The organism is Sphingopyxis sp. HIX (genome assembly GCF_001468285.1).
In the GTDB taxonomy this organism is placed as follows: Bacteria; Pseudomonadota; Alphaproteobacteria; order Sphingomonadales; family Sphingomonadaceae; genus Sphingopyxis.
In genome coordinates this window covers 37669-53428 of record NZ_LNSB01000008.1, presented here as the reverse complement: position 1 = coordinate 53428, position 15760 = coordinate 37669, and the positions used below count along the sequence as shown (strand labels likewise).

17 protein-coding genes are annotated in these 15760 nt (G+C 67.0%); 6 read left to right on the top strand and 11 right to left on the bottom strand.

Annotation, left to right across the window (positions count from 1 at the left end; all coding sequences use genetic code 11):
• Positions 1-32: 32 nt before the first annotated feature.
• Entirely contained in the window at positions 33-1592 is a 1560-nt protein-coding gene (locus ATE62_RS05585; protein WP_082662629.1) for a M23 family metallopeptidase, read from the bottom strand.
• 280 nt (positions 1593-1872) lie between these two features.
• On the opposite strand from ATE62_RS05585, the gene ATE62_RS05580 reads away from it, so the two are divergent.
• From ATE62_RS05580 to fdxA, 3 genes are all read left to right on the top strand, one after another.
• Positions 1873-4677: a helicase-related protein gene (locus ATE62_RS05580; protein WP_058818459.1), complete on the top strand. Its 2805-nt coding sequence runs from the start codon at positions 1873-1875 to the stop codon at positions 4675-4677.
• Positions 4677-4973 (top strand): RNA-binding S4 domain-containing protein, encoded by a 297-nt coding sequence (locus ATE62_RS05575; protein ID WP_058807411.1) that lies wholly within the window; start codon positions 4677-4679, stop codon positions 4971-4973. Before ATE62_RS05580 ends, ATE62_RS05575 begins: the two co-directional genes overlap by 1 nt.
• A 174-nt stretch (positions 4974-5147) precedes the next feature.
• Entirely contained in the window at positions 5148-5486 is a 339-nt protein-coding gene (fdxA, locus tag ATE62_RS05570; RefSeq protein ID WP_058807410.1) for a ferredoxin FdxA, read from the top strand.
• A gap of 33 nt (positions 5487-5519) precedes the next feature.
• Here fdxA and ATE62_RS05565 read toward each other — a convergent pair whose 3' ends face one another.
• The gene (locus ATE62_RS05565; RefSeq protein ID WP_058807409.1) at positions 5520-6338 is read right to left on the bottom strand and encodes a DUF2711 family protein; all 819 of its coding nucleotides are present in this window, start codon (positions 6336-6338) and stop codon (positions 5520-5522) included.
• Between the two features lie 167 nt (positions 6339-6505).
• On the opposite strand from ATE62_RS05565, the gene ATE62_RS05560 reads away from it, so the two are divergent.
• From ATE62_RS05560 to ATE62_RS05550, 3 genes are all read left to right on the top strand, one after another.
• Complete coding sequence (locus tag ATE62_RS05560; protein ID WP_058807408.1) at positions 6506-7156, top strand: ATP-dependent Clp protease proteolytic subunit; 651 nt, start codon at positions 6506-6508, stop codon at positions 7154-7156.
• Between the two features lie 280 nt (positions 7157-7436).
• Positions 7437-8708: an ATP-dependent Clp protease ATP-binding subunit ClpX gene (gene clpX / locus ATE62_RS05555; RefSeq protein ID WP_058807407.1), complete on the top strand. Its 1272-nt coding sequence runs from the start codon at positions 7437-7439 to the stop codon at positions 8706-8708.
• Positions 8709-8973: 265 nt separating this feature from the next.
• Positions 8974-12252, top strand: coding sequence for a TonB-dependent receptor (locus ATE62_RS05550; protein ID WP_058807406.1), 3279 nt, complete (start codon positions 8974-8976; stop codon positions 12250-12252).
• A 111-nt stretch (positions 12253-12363) separates the two neighbouring features.
• Here ATE62_RS05550 and ATE62_RS05545 read toward each other — a convergent pair whose 3' ends face one another.
• The 9 genes from ATE62_RS05545 to pspA all read right to left on the bottom strand — a co-directional run bounded on the left by ATE62_RS05545 (position 12364) and on the right by pspA (position 15759).
• Positions 12364-12774 (bottom strand): SufE family protein, encoded by a 411-nt coding sequence (locus ATE62_RS05545; RefSeq protein ID WP_058807405.1) that lies wholly within the window; start codon positions 12772-12774, stop codon positions 12364-12366.
• 147 nt (positions 12775-12921) lie between these two features.
• Positions 12922-13170, bottom strand: a complete 249-nt coding sequence (locus ATE62_RS05540; protein WP_058807404.1) for a hypothetical protein — start codon at positions 13168-13170, stop codon at positions 12922-12924.
• Positions 13171-13199: 29 nt separating this feature from the next.
• Positions 13200-13463, bottom strand: coding sequence for a hypothetical protein (locus tag ATE62_RS05535; protein ID WP_058807403.1), 264 nt, complete (start codon positions 13461-13463; stop codon positions 13200-13202).
• A gap of 23 nt (positions 13464-13486) precedes the next feature.
• Positions 13487-13759 carry a hypothetical protein gene (locus tag ATE62_RS05530; protein ID WP_058807402.1) on the bottom strand — a complete coding sequence of 91 codons (273 nt, stop codon included), beginning with the start codon at positions 13757-13759 and terminating at the stop codon, positions 13487-13489.
• Between the two features lie 11 nt (positions 13760-13770).
• Complete coding sequence (locus ATE62_RS05525; protein WP_058807401.1) at positions 13771-14088, bottom strand: hypothetical protein; 318 nt, start codon at positions 14086-14088, stop codon at positions 13771-13773.
• An 11-nt stretch (positions 14089-14099) separates the two neighbouring features.
• Positions 14100-14399 (bottom strand): hypothetical protein, encoded by a 300-nt coding sequence (locus ATE62_RS05520; RefSeq protein ID WP_058807400.1) that lies wholly within the window; start codon positions 14397-14399, stop codon positions 14100-14102.
• Between the two features lie 30 nt (positions 14400-14429).
• Complete coding sequence (pspC, locus tag ATE62_RS05515; RefSeq protein ID WP_058807399.1) at positions 14430-14810, bottom strand: envelope stress response membrane protein PspC; 381 nt, start codon at positions 14808-14810, stop codon at positions 14430-14432.
• A 1-nt stretch (position 14811) separates the two neighbouring features.
• A complete protein-coding gene (pspB, locus tag ATE62_RS05510; protein WP_058807398.1) occupies positions 14812-15084 on the bottom strand; it encodes an envelope stress response membrane protein PspB in 273 nt (90 codons plus the stop codon).
• 12 nt (positions 15085-15096) lie between these two features.
• Positions 15097-15759, bottom strand: a complete 663-nt coding sequence (pspA, locus tag ATE62_RS05505; RefSeq protein WP_058807397.1) for a phage shock protein PspA — start codon at positions 15757-15759, stop codon at positions 15097-15099.
• Between the last annotated feature and the right edge of the window lies 1 nt (position 15760).

Below are 15760 nucleotides of genomic sequence, written 5' to 3'. Positions count from 1 at the left end.
ACCCCTCCCGCAGGCGGGAGGGCGATATGATCTCAGATCCCGCCGCCCACGCGCTTCGAGGCGACATCGGCGAGGCTGCCGAGCTTCGGCCCCTCGGCCGCTTTCGCCGCCACCGGGGTCAGCGCCGCGCCGGGGGCGACCGTCGTCAGCTGGCGGATGCGCGCGCGGAAGTCGGCGAGCGCCTTGCCCTCGAGCCGCGCGCGGGTGACGAAGCTGACCGAGGCGGGGTTCACCGCCTGGCCGTTGCGATAGACCTCGAAATGGAGGTGCGGGCCGGTCGAGAGCCCGGTCGAGCCGATATAGCCGATCAGCTGGCCGCGATTGACGCGCTGGCCGGGACGCACCGAGATGCGGCTCATATGGCCATAGCCGGTGCCCATGCCGCCGCCGTGACTCAGCTTGACGAAATTGCCATAGCCGCCGTGGCGCCCGGCGATCGTCACCACGCCGTCGGTGACCGCGTAGATCGGTGCGCCGTAACCGCCGCCGTAATCGACGCCGCTGTGCATGCGCTTGTAGCCGAGGATCGGGTGACGGCGCAGGCCATAGCCCGATGTCTGGCGGCCGTTGGTCGGGCGCACCATGCCGCCGCTGGTCTCGCCCGCGCCAGACGCCTCGAACCATTGCAGGCGCCCGTCGACGGTCCATTCGATCATCGACAGCCGCTGCTTGCCGTTCCGGACGAGCCCCGCGTAGAGCAATTTGCCGACCTCGGTCTCGCCGGTCTCGGCGCGGCGATAGTCGACGATGATGTCATATTCGTCGCCGGCGCGAATCTCGCTGCCGACCGAAATCTGCTTGCCGATGACGCGCAGATACGCCTGCACCGCTTCGGCGGGGGCGCCCGCGGCGCGCGCCGAGCGATAGAGGCTGTCGCCGACCCGGCCGCGGATGCGCAGCGGGGTCGCGTCGACCGCGATCGGGATGCGGCGCATGACGAGCTGGCCGTTCATCCGCTCCATCTCGATGCGCAGGTCGAAGCGCGCGCGCATCGCGAGCGCGTCGACCGGACGCGGCATGGTGCGCGCGGCGCGGCGGCCGAGGATCAGGTCGATGCGCGTGCCCGGCGCGATATCGGCGAGCGGCACAGCGGACGACACCTGGCGGGCGAGCGCCTGCGCATCGGCGCTTCCTACCCCTGACCGTTCGAGCAGGCGCGCGAAGCTGTCGCCGCTGCCGAGCGTGGCGGTGAGTTCGATCTGCGGGCGTTCGGGGGTCTGCGTCAGCGGGCGCACCGCGTCGGTCGCCGCCATGTGCCGCCCGGTGTCGCCGCCGAGTGCGAGCGGCACGATCATCTGCGCGCGCGCTTCGTTGAAGTCGGCGGTGTCGAGCGCGGGGGCGCCGCCCGCGACGAAGGGCTGGACCCCGGGGAAGGTCGCGATCGCGCCGCCGCAGAGCAGGGTCAGCGTCGCGAGCCCGCGCCACCAATGCGCCGAACCGATATTGTCGCCAAGGTCGGGGACGAGGTCGAGATGCGCGAACCGCTCGCGCAGCGCCTCATGCCATTTGAGCTCGGGAAGCGGATCCGCGGCGCCATTGCGCCCGAAGGGAATCGCCTGCGTCATCGACAGCGCGGCCGCGTTGCCGGTCATGCCCGCGATGGGTTCGTGACGCTGGAACAAAGACTGCAACCCCCGCCCGGTCGCCCGCGGCACCTCCCGTGCCCGGCCGCCGAAGATGTTTCCGACCGTTCGTCTGTAAAGAAAGACCGTTAAAGTCAATTTAATGCCCGGCGCCGCGGCGGGCCTTGCGGCGAGCCGTGGCGGAGGCGGGACATGGCGTGAGATCAAAGAAAAATGCGGTTTCGCCGCGCCGTCCGTCGATCCCCTGTTGCACCGCAGCGCGGCGCATGCCAGCTTGGACCTCAAGAAAATGTCGTCTCCCGATTCCAGCCCGGTCAAGGCCGTCCTTGGCCCCACCAACACCGGCAAAACCCATTTGGCGGTCGAGCGGCTGACCGCCCGGTCGAGCGGCATGATCGGCTTCCCGCTCCGCCTGCTCGCGCGCGAGGTTTACGACCGCGTCGTCGCGATCAAGGGCGAGAAACAGGTCGCGCTGGTCACGGGCGAGGAGCGGATCATGCCGCCCGACGCGCGCTACCTGCTCGGTACGATGGAAGCGCTCCCACTCGAACGCGAGGTCGCCTTCGTCGGCATCGACGAGGCGCAATTGGGCGCCGACCCCGAGCGCGGCCATGTCTTCACCGACCGCATGCTGCGCGCGCGCGGACGCGAGGAAACGATGATCCTCGGCTCGGCGAGCATCCACGGCCTCGTCCGCGACCTGGTGCCCGAGGCCGAGATCGTCACCCGCCCGCGCTTCTCGACCCTGAGCTATGCCGGTTCGTGCAAGCTGTCGCGCCTGCCCAAACGATCGGCGGTCGTCGCCTTCTCGGCCGAGGAGGTCTATGCCATCGCCGAGATGCTGCGCCGCTTCGCGGGCGGCGCCGCGGTGGTGATGGGCGCGCTGTCGCCCCGCACGCGCAACGCGCAGGTCGAGATGTTCCAGGCGGGCGAGGTCGACTATCTGGTCGCGACCGACGCGATCGGCATGGGGCTCAACCTCGACGTCCAGCATGTCGCCTTCGCTTCGCTACAGAAATTCGACGGACGCCGCCTCCGCCGGCTGACGATCAGCGAGATGGCGCAGATCGCCGGGCGCGCCGGGCGGCACCAGCAGGACGGGACCTTCGGCACCGTCGGCTTGCCGCAGGGCGGCTTCACGCCTGAGGAAATCCACGCGATCGAGGGGCATCATTTCCCGCCGCTGCAGAGCGTCTACTGGCGCAATCCGACGCCGGGCTATGCGACGCTCGATCAGTTGCTGGCCGACCTTGCGCAGCCGCCCGCGCATCCGCGGCTGCGCGCCGCGCCCGAGGCGGTCGACCTCGCGGTGCTCAAGCATCTCGCGGGCGACATGGAAGTGCGCATGCGCGGCAGCGACTTCGACGCCGTCCAGCGCCTGTGGGACGCCTGCGGCCTTCCCGATTTCGAACAGCTCGGCGCCGAGCATCATAGCCGCACGGTGTTCAAGCTGTGGCAGTGGCGGACGAGCGGCGACGGGATGATCGACCCCGACTGGTTCGCCAAAAGGCTCGCGCGGCTCGACAGCACCGACGGCGACATCGACCAGCTCGCGAGCCGCATCGCGGCGGTGCGTACGCTCTGCTTCATCGCGCAGCGCGGCGACTGGATCGCCGACGCCGCGGGCTGGACGCAGCAGACGCAGGCGCTCGAGACGCGCCTCTCCGACGCGCTGCACGCCGCGCTCGCGCAGCGCTTCGTCGACCGCCGCCTCGCGCTCCTCATCCGCGATGCGGGGCAGCGCCACGCCGCGCTGCCCGTCGCGGTCGGCGCCGACGGCACCGTCGCGGTCGACGGCGAGGCGATCGGCACCCTCAAAGGGTTTCAGTTCAAGGTCGACGCCAAGGCGCGCGCCAGCGACCACCGGCTGCTGCTCGCCGCCGCCGAAAAGCATCTGCGCGCCGAACTCGCGCGCCGCGCCGGCGCGCTCGCCGAGGGCGACGATAGCGCACTGGCGCTGATCAGCGAGCCCGGCGAAACCCCGCGCATCGCGTGGCACGGCGACGTGATCGCGACGCTCGCCAAGGGACCGACGCTCGTGCAGCCGGCGATCCTGGTCGAACCCGCGCTGCGCCGGCTGGAGGTGCCGCAGGTACAGGCGATCGTCGAGCGGCTGCAGCGCTTCGTCGCGGCGCAGCTCGCGCGCCACGCCGGTCCGCTCGCCGCGATGGGCGAGGCCGCGGGCGATCTGTTCACGCCGCCGCGGGTGCGCGCACTGCTCGCCGCGCTGGTCGACGGCGGCGGTTTCGTCGCGCGCGACCGCGTCGACGAGCAGCTGACGGCGATGAGCGCCGAGGAAAGGCCGCTGCTGCGCAAGATCGGGCTCACCATCGGCTCGCTCGACCTGTTCCATCCCCTATTGCTGAAGCCCGAGGCGGTGCGCTGGCGCGCCGCCTTGCTCGCCGCGCAGCAGGGCGGGCGCCTGCCGCCGCTGCCGCCGCACGGCGCGGTGTGGCAGAAGGACGGGCCGCCCGTCGGCCTCGGCATCGCGGGTTTCCGCCGCTGCGGCGAAGGCTGGCTGCGCATCGACATGGCCGAAAGGCTCGCGCGCCAGGCGCACGCCGCGCGCCTCCAGGCCGACGCCAAGCCCGCCGCGCCGATCGTGGGCGGCGACGAGCATGACGAAGACCATGGCGGCCATGACGCGCCGTCTGCGGCCCCGCCGCCCGCGGGTTTCCTGATCGACCCCGCGCTCGCGACCTCGCTGGGGCTCGACACCATCGCGCGGCGCGGGCTGCTCCAGGCCTTTGGCTTCCGCAGCGTCGGCGAGCCCGAGCTCGACCGCTGGCGCTGGTCGGGACACCGCGGCCGCGACAAGAAACCGCGCCACAAGCAGGGGCACAAGCATACCCACAAGGCGGGCCAGCGCGCGCAGCAGCCGGGGCGCCCCGACGCGGCGCGAAATGGCCAGCCGCTGTCGGCGCCGGGCAAACCGAACAAGGACAAGCGCCGCAAACACGGCAAACCGGGCGGCGCGCCGCCGCCGCGGCAGGATCGCCCCGAGCGGCCCGACCGCGCGCCGCGCCGCGGCCCCTCGCCGCACAGCCCCTTCGCCGGCCTCGCCGCGCTGCTCGCCGACGCGCGGAAAGACTGATGGCGAGCCCGGGCGCCGCGGGGAGCATCCGGCTCGACAAATTATTATGGTATCTGCGTTTCGCGCGCTCACGCAGCATCGCGCAGGCGATGGTCGCGGCGGGGCATATCCGCCTCGACGGCCGCCGCATCACCCGTGCCTCCGCCGCGGTGCACGCGGGCGAGACCCTGGTGCTGCCGGTCGGCGAAAGGATCGAGGTGATCCGCCTCCTGTCGCTGCCGCTGCGCCGCGGCCCCGCGCCCGAGGCGCAGGCCTGTTACGAACGGCTGGGGGGCGAGGCCCCCGCCGCCAGCTGAGCTATCGGCACGCCCAGAAAAGCTGTGCCGCCAGCGCGGCGAAAAGCGGCTAGCGGGTGAGAGTGATTCGCAACAGTCGCTTAGCGTTGACGGGCCCGCGCCGCGCGGCTTAGAGGCGCTGGAAACGCATCTGACGGACGGCGAGGACGCCGCCTTCAAAGGGAGCCGATACCCATGACCTATGTCGTCACCGACGCCTGCATCCGGTGCAAATATATGGACTGCGTCGAGGTGTGCCCCGTCGACTGTTTCTACGAGGGCGAGAATATGCTCGTCATCAACCCGAACGAGTGCATCGACTGCGGCGTGTGCGAACCCGAATGCCCCGCCGAGGCGATCCTGCCCGACACCGAGAGCGGGCTCGAGAAGTGGCTCGAGCTCAACACCAAGTTCAGCGCCGAATGGCCGAACATCACGGTCAAGAAGGAAACCCCCGCCGACGCCGACGAGTTCAAGGGCGTCGAGGGCAAATATGAAACGCATTTCTCGGCCGAGCCCGGCGAAGGCGACTGAGGCTGTCGTGGCCGCTCCGACGAGGGGCGTGCCCTATTGCACCAGCGGAATTGGCGGCTGCGTCAGCCAGTAAGTGACGGTGTCCTCCGAACACCAAAAGCCTTCGAACAGATCGTCGAGCCGCAATCCGGCGAGGCTGTCTTCGGTGCCGAAGATCACGGTCTGGAAGCTGTCCCAATGCACCCAGGCCAGAAGCGACAGGTCGGGGGCGAACAAGCGCCTTGCACCATAAGCCGGGACATCTTCCACGCCGACCCAAGGCCGACCGCCGGTCAATGCTTCGACGTCGACCAGTCGCTCTTCGTCGCCAAACGCGTCGCCGGCGAATATCCGGCGGCACCCGGCGCGGGCGAACATGTGCATCAGGGCATCCTGCATGATCGGTTCGAACCGCCCCTCGGTCGGCAGGAATATGGCATCGCGATCGCAATGATGCAGCAACTGTTCGGTCAATCGCGGATCGGCAAGATCGCGCCGCAAGCCGCCGATATGGGTTCGGAGCGCCCGATCGAGTTCGCAGTGATCGGCGATGCCGGCATCCTGGCCTATCGTCCGCCATCGCACGGGCTTGCCGAACGCCTTGGCGATCGAATCGAGCCTTTCGCCGTCGATCTCCTTGCCGCGTCGCCGGTCTGCGCGCGCGGCGTCCGCCCATTCGAGCAGGTCCGCTTCCTCGGGCGCCCCGGACCGCCGAAGGATCAGCGACCCACTCTCGCAAACGCCGGGATCGAGGCCGTCGATGGTGAAAAACGGATGGAGGGCGACGAAGGCGTGCGTGAAAGCCCCCTGGTACCAGGGCAGTAGCGGCACATCTTCGGGCGGGCCGGACTTTCGGCGATCGCTTGCGTCCATCGCACCCCTATAGGCCTAGCCCCACGGCATGTCTGCCCCGGACAAAGCGGAGCGGCCCCTCGTTTGCCCCCTTGAAACCTTTGCGCGCGCCGCCGATGTAGAGCGCGGAGGGGCAGACCCGCCGGATTCTCGGCGCGGCATCCCGAACAACGAAGGACGAATTTCCAATGATCGACCCGCTGAGCGCACTGGTTCCCGTCGTCGTCGAACAGACGAGCCGCGGCGAACGGAGCTTCGACATTTTCTCCCGCCTGCTGCGCGAACGGATCGTCTTCGTCACCGGCGAGGTCGAGGACCAGATGGCCTCGCTGATCGTCGCCCAGCTCCTGTTCCTCGAATCGGAAAATCCGAAGAAGGACATCTATATGTACATCAACTCGCCGGGCGGCGTCGTCACGGCGGGCATGGCGATCCACGACACGATGCAGTACATCCGCCCGCGCGTCGGCACCGTGTGCATCGGCCAGGCCGCGTCGATGGGCAGCTTCCTGCTCGCCGCGGGCGAGCCCGGCATGCGCGTCGCGCTGACCAATGCGCGCGTCATGGTCCACCAGCCCTCGGGCGGCGCGCGCGGCATGGCGTCGGACATCGAGATTCAGGCCAAGGAAATCCTGCGCATCCGCAAGCGGATGAACGACCTCTATGTCAAATATACCGGCAAGTCGCTGAAAGAGATCGAGAAAGCGATGGACCGCGACACCTTCCTCGAAGCCGACGAGGCCAAGGCCTTCGGCATCGTCGACCATGTCTACGACCGCCGTCCCGGCCTGCCCGGCGACGATGCGCCCAAGGATGTGAGCGAGGGCCCGACGCCCTGACGAACCCTGTCGTCACCCCGGACTTGATCCGGGTCCCGCTGGTCGACGTGGCCGAGCGGGACCCCGGGTCGGGGCCCGGGGTGACGGAAAACATAAGCCGGTAACCGCGTTTCTTGACGGGCTGTTGGCGGCTTGGGCCTAGCCGGGACATTGTATCCATGTCACCCAATTGCCATATTGTAATCGGGGTGACGGGGGCTAGGATGATCGGCGGCGTCTCCAGCGGGGGCGGCGCCAGCATGGGCCCGGCGGCGATTCGCCCGGCCCCAAAAGGAATTTTATGACCAAGCTCTCTGGCTCCGACAGCAAGAGCACCCTCTATTGCTCCTTCTGCGGCAAGTCGCAGCACGAAGTGCGCAAGCTGATCGCCGGGCCGACCGTCTTCATCTGCGACGAATGCGTCGAACTGTGCAACGACATCATCCGCGAGGAGATCAAGGGCGGGGTCGCCGCGCGCAAGGACGGCGCGGTGCCGACGCCGCTCGAAATCTGCCAGCACCTCGACAATTATGTCATCGGCCAGAACACCGCCAAGCGCGTGCTGTCGGTCGCGGTGCACAACCACTACAAGCGCCTCGCCAACTCGGGCCGCGGCGACGACGTCGAACTGGCGAAGTCGAACATCCTGCTCGTCGGCCCGACCGGCAGCGGCAAGACCCTGCTCGCGCAGACGCTCGCGCGCTTCCTCGACGTGCCCTTCACCATGGCCGACGCGACGACGCTGACCGAAGCCGGCTATGTCGGCGAGGATGTCGAGAACATCATCCTCAAGCTGCTGCAGTCGTCCGACTATAATGTCGAAAAGGCGCAGCGCGGCATCGTCTATATCGACGAGATCGACAAGATCAGCCGCAAGGCGGAGAATCCCTCGATCACCCGCGACGTGTCGGGCGAAGGCGTGCAGCAGGCGCTGCTCAAGCTGATGGAAGGCACGACCGCGTCGGTGCCGCCGCAGGGCGGGCGCAAGCATCCGCAGCAGGAATTCCTGCAGGTCGACACGACGAACATCCTGTTCATCGCGGGCGGCGCGTTCAGCGGGCTCGAAAAGATCATCGGCGACCGCCTGCAGGGCAAGTCGATCGGTTTCGGCGCGCATGTCGCCGGCCCCGACGAGCGCCGCCAGGGCGAGGTGCTGAAGCAGATCGAGCCCGAGGATCTGCTGAAGTTCGGCCTGATCCCCGAATTCGTCGGCCGCCTGCCGGTGATCGCGACGCTCGAAGACCTCGACGTCGACGCGCTGGTCAAGATTCTGGGCGAGCCCAAGAACGCGCTGATCAAGCAGTATCGCAAGCTGTTCGACCTCGAGGAGGTCGTGCTGACCTTCACCGACGACGCGCTGGTCGCGGTCGCCAAGAAGGCGATCGAACGCAAGACCGGCGCGCGCGGGCTGCGCTCGATCGTCGAGGCGATCCTGCTCGACACGATGTTCGACCTGCCCGACCTCACCGACGTGGTCGAGATCGTCGTCGACAAGGATGTCGTCGAGGGCCGCAAGGACCCGGTGCGCGTCTATGCCGACAAGGCCAAGGAAGCCGCGGGCGACGCGGCCTGAGTCGCGGCGCGCGCCGCCATGGCGCGCGCCAGCGATGTTGCATTGCAGCAACACCCTGGAGGAAAAACGCAGCCGCGCTTGTGGATAAGTTTCGCGCTGCGACGCAAATTCGCGCTTTTTTGAACCTCAGCCAAACGGCCCGCCGCGCGTGGCTTGCGCTGTCACAATTGCTGTCACAATCGTGCCACATGCGGGCTTCAGGGGCGCTCGCAGGTCAGGCGCGCCCCTAAACGCGTGCCTGCCAAATGCACCAAAGGGGACATTCATGAAACTTCGTTATTCGATCGCCGCGAGCCTGATGGCCATCAGCGCGGCGACGGTCATCGCGGCGCCGGCGGCGGCGCAGGAAACCACCTCGTCGGTCCGCGGCACCGTCGAAACGGCCAACGGCCCGGTTCCGGGCGCCGAAGTCGTCGTGACGCACGTGCCGTCGGGCACCGTGTCGCGCTCGACCACCGACGGCGACGGCAATTTCTCGACCAACGGCCTCCGCGTCGGCGGCCCGTTCACGGTCCAGGTCACCGCCGACGGCTACGACACCGCGCAGGTCACCGACCTCTTCCTGCAGGCCGGCCAGCCCTTCCGCCTGCCGATCATGCTCGAAGACACGGCGATCGTCGTCACCGCCTCGTCGGTGACCGGCGCGATCGCCAAGTCGACCGGCCCGATCACCTCGCTCGACCGCGACGCGATCGAAGGCGCCGCCTCGATCAACCGCGACATCCGCGACCTCGCCCGCCGCGACCCGTTCGTGACGATCGACCTTTCGAACAGCCGCACCATCGAGGTCGCCGGCCAGAACGGCCGCCTCAACCGCTTCTCGGTCGACGGTGTGCAGTTCTCGGACGATTTCGGCCTCAACAACGGCGGCCTGCCCACCAGCCGCGGCCCGGTGCCGTTCGACGCGATCGAACAGCTGTCGGTCAAGGTTGCACCCTATGATATCTCCGAAGGCGATTTCCAGGGCGGCGCGATCAACGTCGTGCTGCGTTCGGGTACCAACCGCTTCTCGGGCTCGGCCTTCTTCACCTACACCGACGACAAGCTGACCGGCGACCGCACGCGCGGCACCAACGTCGCGCTCGACTTCGATTCGAAGCAATATGGCGGCCTGATCTCGGGTCCGATCATCAAGGACAAGCTGTTCTTCATGTTCGCCTATGAGAAGACCGAGGAATCGGATCCGTTCGACAACGGCGTCGGCGCTGGCTTTGCGGCGCAGGTTCCGGGCATCACCCAGGCGCAGATCGACCAGGTCAGCGCGATCGCGCAGTCGGTCTATGGTTATGACACGCTCGGCCAGATCCAGAACGCCGTCGAAGAAGACGAAAAATATGTCGCGAAGATCGACTGGAACGTCAGCGACGATCATCGCCTGTCGCTGACCTATGTCCGCAACGTCGGCACCCAGCAGTTCCAGCAGAACACCTTCATTACCCCGCCCTTCGCGCTCGGCCTGTTTTCGAACGGCTATGAGCTGGCCGAAGAGGTCAATTCGGGCGTGTTCCAGCTGAACTCGCAATGGTCGGACAGCTTCTCGACCGAACTGCGCGCGTCGTATCGCGATTACAACCGCGACCAGACGCCGTTCGGCGGCCGCGAATTCCCGCAGATGGAAGTCTGCCTCGACCCGACTTCGGTCACCTCGGGCGCCAGCACCTTCACCACCTGCGGCGGCTCGCGCATCTTCTTCGGGCCCGACGTCAGCCGCCAGTCGAACGACCTCAACACCGACAATCTGTCGATCGACTTCACCGCGCGCAAGGAAGCGGGCAGCCACCGCATCAAGGCGACGGTCGGTTACACCGAGATCAACACCTTCAACCTGTTCCTGCAGCGCTCGCTCGGCGATTTCTACTTCGACTCGATCGCCGACTTCCAGAACCAGGTGGCCAGCCGTCTGCGCTATGGCGCCGCGGTGCCGAGCCTGAACCCGGACGATGCCGCGGCGAACTTCACCAGCCGCGCCTACACCTTCGGCATCCAGGACGACTGGGAAGCCGCGCCGGGCCTCGATCTGACGATCGGCGCGCGCTACGACCTGTACGACAACCCGACGGCGGTGCCGCTGAACAGCAACTTCCTGCAGCGCACCGGCATCAGCAACAGGAACACATTCAGCGGTGAGGGCGTGTTCCAGCCGCGCTTCGGGTTCAACTGGCAGGCAAACGACCGGCTGATCATCCGCGGCGGCGTCGGCATCTTCGCCGGCGGCACGCCCGACGTGTTCCTGTCGAACAGCTATTCGAACACCGGCCAGCTGACCAATGCGATCGACATCCAGCGCAATGCCTCGGCGGCGACCTGCAACATTTCGCCCGCCAACCCGGCGCTCTGCGCCGCCGCGTTGAACGGCGTGACCGGCGACATCCCCGCCGGCGTGGGTAATTTCGTGGCGACGAACATCGCCTCGCTGGCCGCCGCGCCGGTGAACGCGATCGACCCCGACATCAAGGTCGGCCGCCAGATGCGCGCCACCCTGTCGGCCAATTACGAGGCCGACCTGGGCGCGCTGGGCGATGGATGGCTGTTCGGCGTCGACTTCCTGTACGGCAATGTGATCCAGGCCTATCAGTGGACCGACCTCCGCTCGGTGGCGATCGGGACGCTGCCCGACGGCCGCACCCGCTATGGCCCCTTCGCCGGCACCGGGACGACCAACCAGGACCTGCTGATGACCAACGACAGCCGCGGCCGCTCCTATGTCGGCGTCGCGCGCATCGCCAAGAGCTGGGACTGGGGCCTGTCGCTCGACGCGAGCTACACGCGTTCGGACGTCAAGGACACCAACGCCATCACCTCGGCTACGGCGGGATCGCTCTATTCGAACAACGCCTTTGCCGATCCGAATTTCGCGGCCTACGGCACCTCGATCTACCAGATCAAGGACCAGTGGAAGTTCAGCGTCGATTTCAAGCGCGAGTTCTTCGGCGACAATGAAACGCGCTTCTCGCTGTTCGGCGAATATCGTTCGGGCCGTCCGTTCAGCCTGACGATGAACGACACGACCAACCGCTCGGCCGTGTTCGGCACGGTCGGCAACGGCGCGCGGCACCTGCTCTATGTTCCGACGGCGAACGACACGCGCGTGTCGTTCGACTCGGCCGCGAGCGAGACCGCGTTCAACGCCATGGTCGAGCAGCTCGGCATCGAGAAATATCGCGGCGAGATCATCGCGAAGAACTCGCAGCAGTCGCCCGATTTCTTCAAGGTCGATCTGCACGTCAGCCAGGAACTGCCGCTGTTCGTCGGCGATGCCAAGGTGAAGCTGTTCGCGGATATCGAGAATGTGCTGAACATGATCGACAGCGATTGGGGTTCGCTCCGCCAGGTCGGGTTCCCGCAGACCGCGGCGCTGGTTTCGGTCCAGTGCCTCAGCGCCCCGGTGGCGACGGGCACGGCGCCCGGCGCCGGGGTGGTCAACACCGGCTCGAACCAGACCTGCGCGCAGTATCGTTACTCGAACGTGCGCGCGCCCGACGCGGCGCTGGTTAGCCGCCAGTCGCTCTACGGCATCCGCGTCGGCGTGAAGGTCAGCTTCTAAACCGACCCGGCTTCGGCCAACGAAAAGGGCGCGGGAGGCAACTCCCGCGCCCTTTTTTCTTGCGCCGAGGACCGGTGGTGGGTGCCGCGCCGATGGGCCCGGCGCGGCGGCTCAGCCCGCGGCGATGCGCCGTGCGGTGTCCTGGACGAGCGCGATCATGTTGGGGACGCCCTGGGTGCGGTTCGACGACAGCTGGCGCGTGAGGTCGAAGGGAGCGAGCGCGGCGGCGACGTCCATCGCCGCGACCTCGGCGGCGGGCCGGTCCTGCACCGCGGCGAGGACGAGCGCGACGATGCCCTTGGTGATCGCGGCATTGCTGTCGGCGAGGAAATGAAGGCGGCCGTCCGGCTGCGGCACCGGATAGACCCAGACGCTGGCCGAGCAGCCCCGCACCAGCGTGGCATCGGTCTTGAGCGCATCGGGCATGGCATCGAGGCTGCGCCCGAGGTCGATCAGCAGGCGATAGCGATCGTCGCCGTCGAGAAAGTCATATTCTTCGAAGATGTCGTCGAGGCTGCGCATGCGCGCGCCAGTGACAGATTTGGGGGGAAGTTGGAAGCCCCGTCCCTTCCTCGTCGCCCCCGCGAAGGCGGGGGCCGCCGCCGTTTTACGCAGTGAGGCAGAACCAGGCCGCCTCCGGACCCCGCCTTCGCGGGGGCGACGAGTAACTTAGAGGTCGACGCCCGCCGCGATCGCTTCGAGCTTGCGCAGCCGTTCCTTGAGGTCGGCGATCTCGATGCGCGAGCCGGCGTGCGGAACGGTGGCATCGTGCGCGACGGTGGCGACATGGCCCGCGGCGAGTTCGTCGCGCTTGAGCTGGATCCAGTCGCGCCAGCCGCGGAGCGCGACGAGGCTGACGATCGCCAGCGCGCTGAGCGCGACCGCCGCGGCGGTGAGGTCGGGAGTGATGAAAGCCATGAGCGTTGCTCCTTTGTCGGCGTTCGTGGTCAGGGCCGGTCGCGCAGCCGCTCGATCTCTTCGTCGAGGGTCGCGGCACGGTTGCCGTCGGTGGCGATGCGTTCGAGCACCTGGATACGCTCCTTGAGCGCGCGGATTTCGGCGAGCAGGGCCTTGGTCTCTTCCTTGTCGGCGGCATTGCCGACGAAATATTCATTGCCCTTGTTGTCGCGGCGGATGCCGTGCTTGGCCTTGATGATACCGCCGATCGTCACGATCGCGACGATGCCGAGGACCATTTCAAACGGACCCATGGGGAGGTTCCTTCCTTGTCGTTTCAGTTGAGCGGGGCGTCGCGCAGCTTTTCGATCTCGTCGGCGACATCAATTCCCTTGTCGGTAACGATGCGCTCGAGAACGCGGACGCGTTGCTCCAGCCGTTCGGTCTGCGCCGCATATTGCGCCGCTTTCTCGGCCGTCTCGTTGGTGATCGCCTTGAGCTGCCGTTCCTTGAACTTCAGGTGGCGCTCATAGGCGGCGTAGCCGATCCCCATGATGGTCGGCACGGCGACCACGATGAAGAAAAAGCCCAGGACAAATCCGCCGCTCATCGTTCAACTCCTCAATTGGCCGGGCGCCGCAGCGCCTCGATCTCGTGGCTCAGCCGGTGGCCTTCGTCGGTGACGATGCGTTCGATCACCGCCAGCCGGTCCTTGACCGAGCCGAGCTCGGCACGGAGCTGGGCATTTTCCTGGCCGATCAACTTGACGCGTTCCATCGCCTCGTCGCTGGTCCTGGGATAGACCGCCTTGCCCCAGCTATTCTCGAGCGGGTAGCCGTTCTTGACACGCAGCCAGGTGGTGAAGACCCAGCCACCGACCCCGGCCAGGCCGACGATCGCGGCGACGGGGGCAACGGCATTGAAGAAATCGAGATCCATGATGTTTCCCCTCAGCGCAGGCGGTCGATCTGGTCGGCGAGCTGCGCGGCCTGGCCGTTGTTTTCGGTCGCGATGCGTTCGAGCACCGAAATCCGTTCTTCGAGCCGGCCGATCTGGCTGGCGAGCTTGGCATTATCGCCTTCGAGCAGCTTGATTTTTCGATCAGCGTCGGGGTCGGTTCGATGAACAGTGCCGCCCCATTCATTCTCGACCGGATAGCCATGCTTGGCGCGGATCCAGGTGGTGAACATCCAGCCGCCGATCGACAATGCGATGATGGCGAGGACGAAACCGGTTCCACCGAAATTCATCTCTCTTCTCCCTGTTGCCGTCAGCGGCGCTTAGCGCAGGCTGTCGATCTCGTCGGCGAGGCGACGGTTGTGGCTGGTGTAGTACATCTCGATGTCGGCGAGCCGGCGGTCGATGTCGCGGAAACGCGAGCGGATGTCGCGGGTCGAAGCGCTGGGGTTCGAGCGCACGCCCTGCCAGAACTTCGCTTCCTCGTTCGAGCCGTAGAGCGCGAAGGGCTTGGCCGTTCCCATCCAGGCGACCAGCCAGTAGGCGATCAGCGTCCAGGGGAAACCGCCCATCAGCGTGATCAGCACCGCGCCGACGCGAACCCAGAGGACGTCGATCCCGCTATAGTCGGCGATCCCCGCGCACACGCCGCTCCATTTGGCGTTCTGCTTGTCGAGGTAGAATTTGGTGCGGCTGGCAGACATCTCAGTTCCTCCTGGTCATTTCGAGCTGCGCCAGATCTTCATCGCTGCGAACCGCGGGGCGGAAATCGGGATGGTCGGCGCTGATGATGCGTTCAACAGTATGTAGACGATTCTCGAGCCGGCGAGCCGTATCGTAAAGTTCGTCGAGCAACTGTTCGTCCTCTCCGGTCAATGTCTTGGCCTGCTTCCACTTGGTGACATAGTGGAGGATCAGCCAGGGCAGACCGAGGAAGAGCGTGCCGATGACGATCGGGACAATGATCACTTCTTCCATCGGTCTCGCTCCTTACTTCTTGCCCTGCGCGGCTTTCAGCGCGGCGAGTTCGTCGGCGACCTTGTCGGCGGCCTGCAGCTCGGCGATCTCTTCGTCGAGCGACTTCTTGTAGCCGAGGCCCAGCGCATCGGCACGGCCTTCGGCCTCGTCGACGCGGCGTTCGAGGATCTCGAAGCGCGAGAAGGCATCCTCGACGCGGTCGCCGCTGGTCATCTCGCGCAGCTTGTAGCGGTTCTCGGCGCTTTCGAGGCGGTTGACGACGCTCGACTGGCGCGCGCGCGCTTCCGAAAGCTTCTTCTGCAGCTTGGCGATATCGGCTTCATAGCCCGCGAGCGCCTCGTCGAGGACCGCGATCTCGCTCTTCAGCCGTTCGGCCATGTCGCCGGCCTTCTGCTTTTCGACGAGCGCGGCGGTGGCGAGGTCTTCGCGGTCCTTCGACAGCGCGAGTTCGGCCTTTTCCTTCCAGCTGTCCTGCAGGCTTTCGAGCTTGGCGATGTGGCGGCGCATTTCCTTCTGGTCCGCGATGGTGCGGGCGGCGGAAGCGCGGACTTCGACCAGCGTCTCGTTCATCTCGAAGATGATCTGGCGGATCATCTTTTCGGGATCCTCGGCGCGGTCGAGCAGGTCGGTGACGTTGGCGGCGATGATGTCGCGGGTGCGTGAGAAAATACCCATT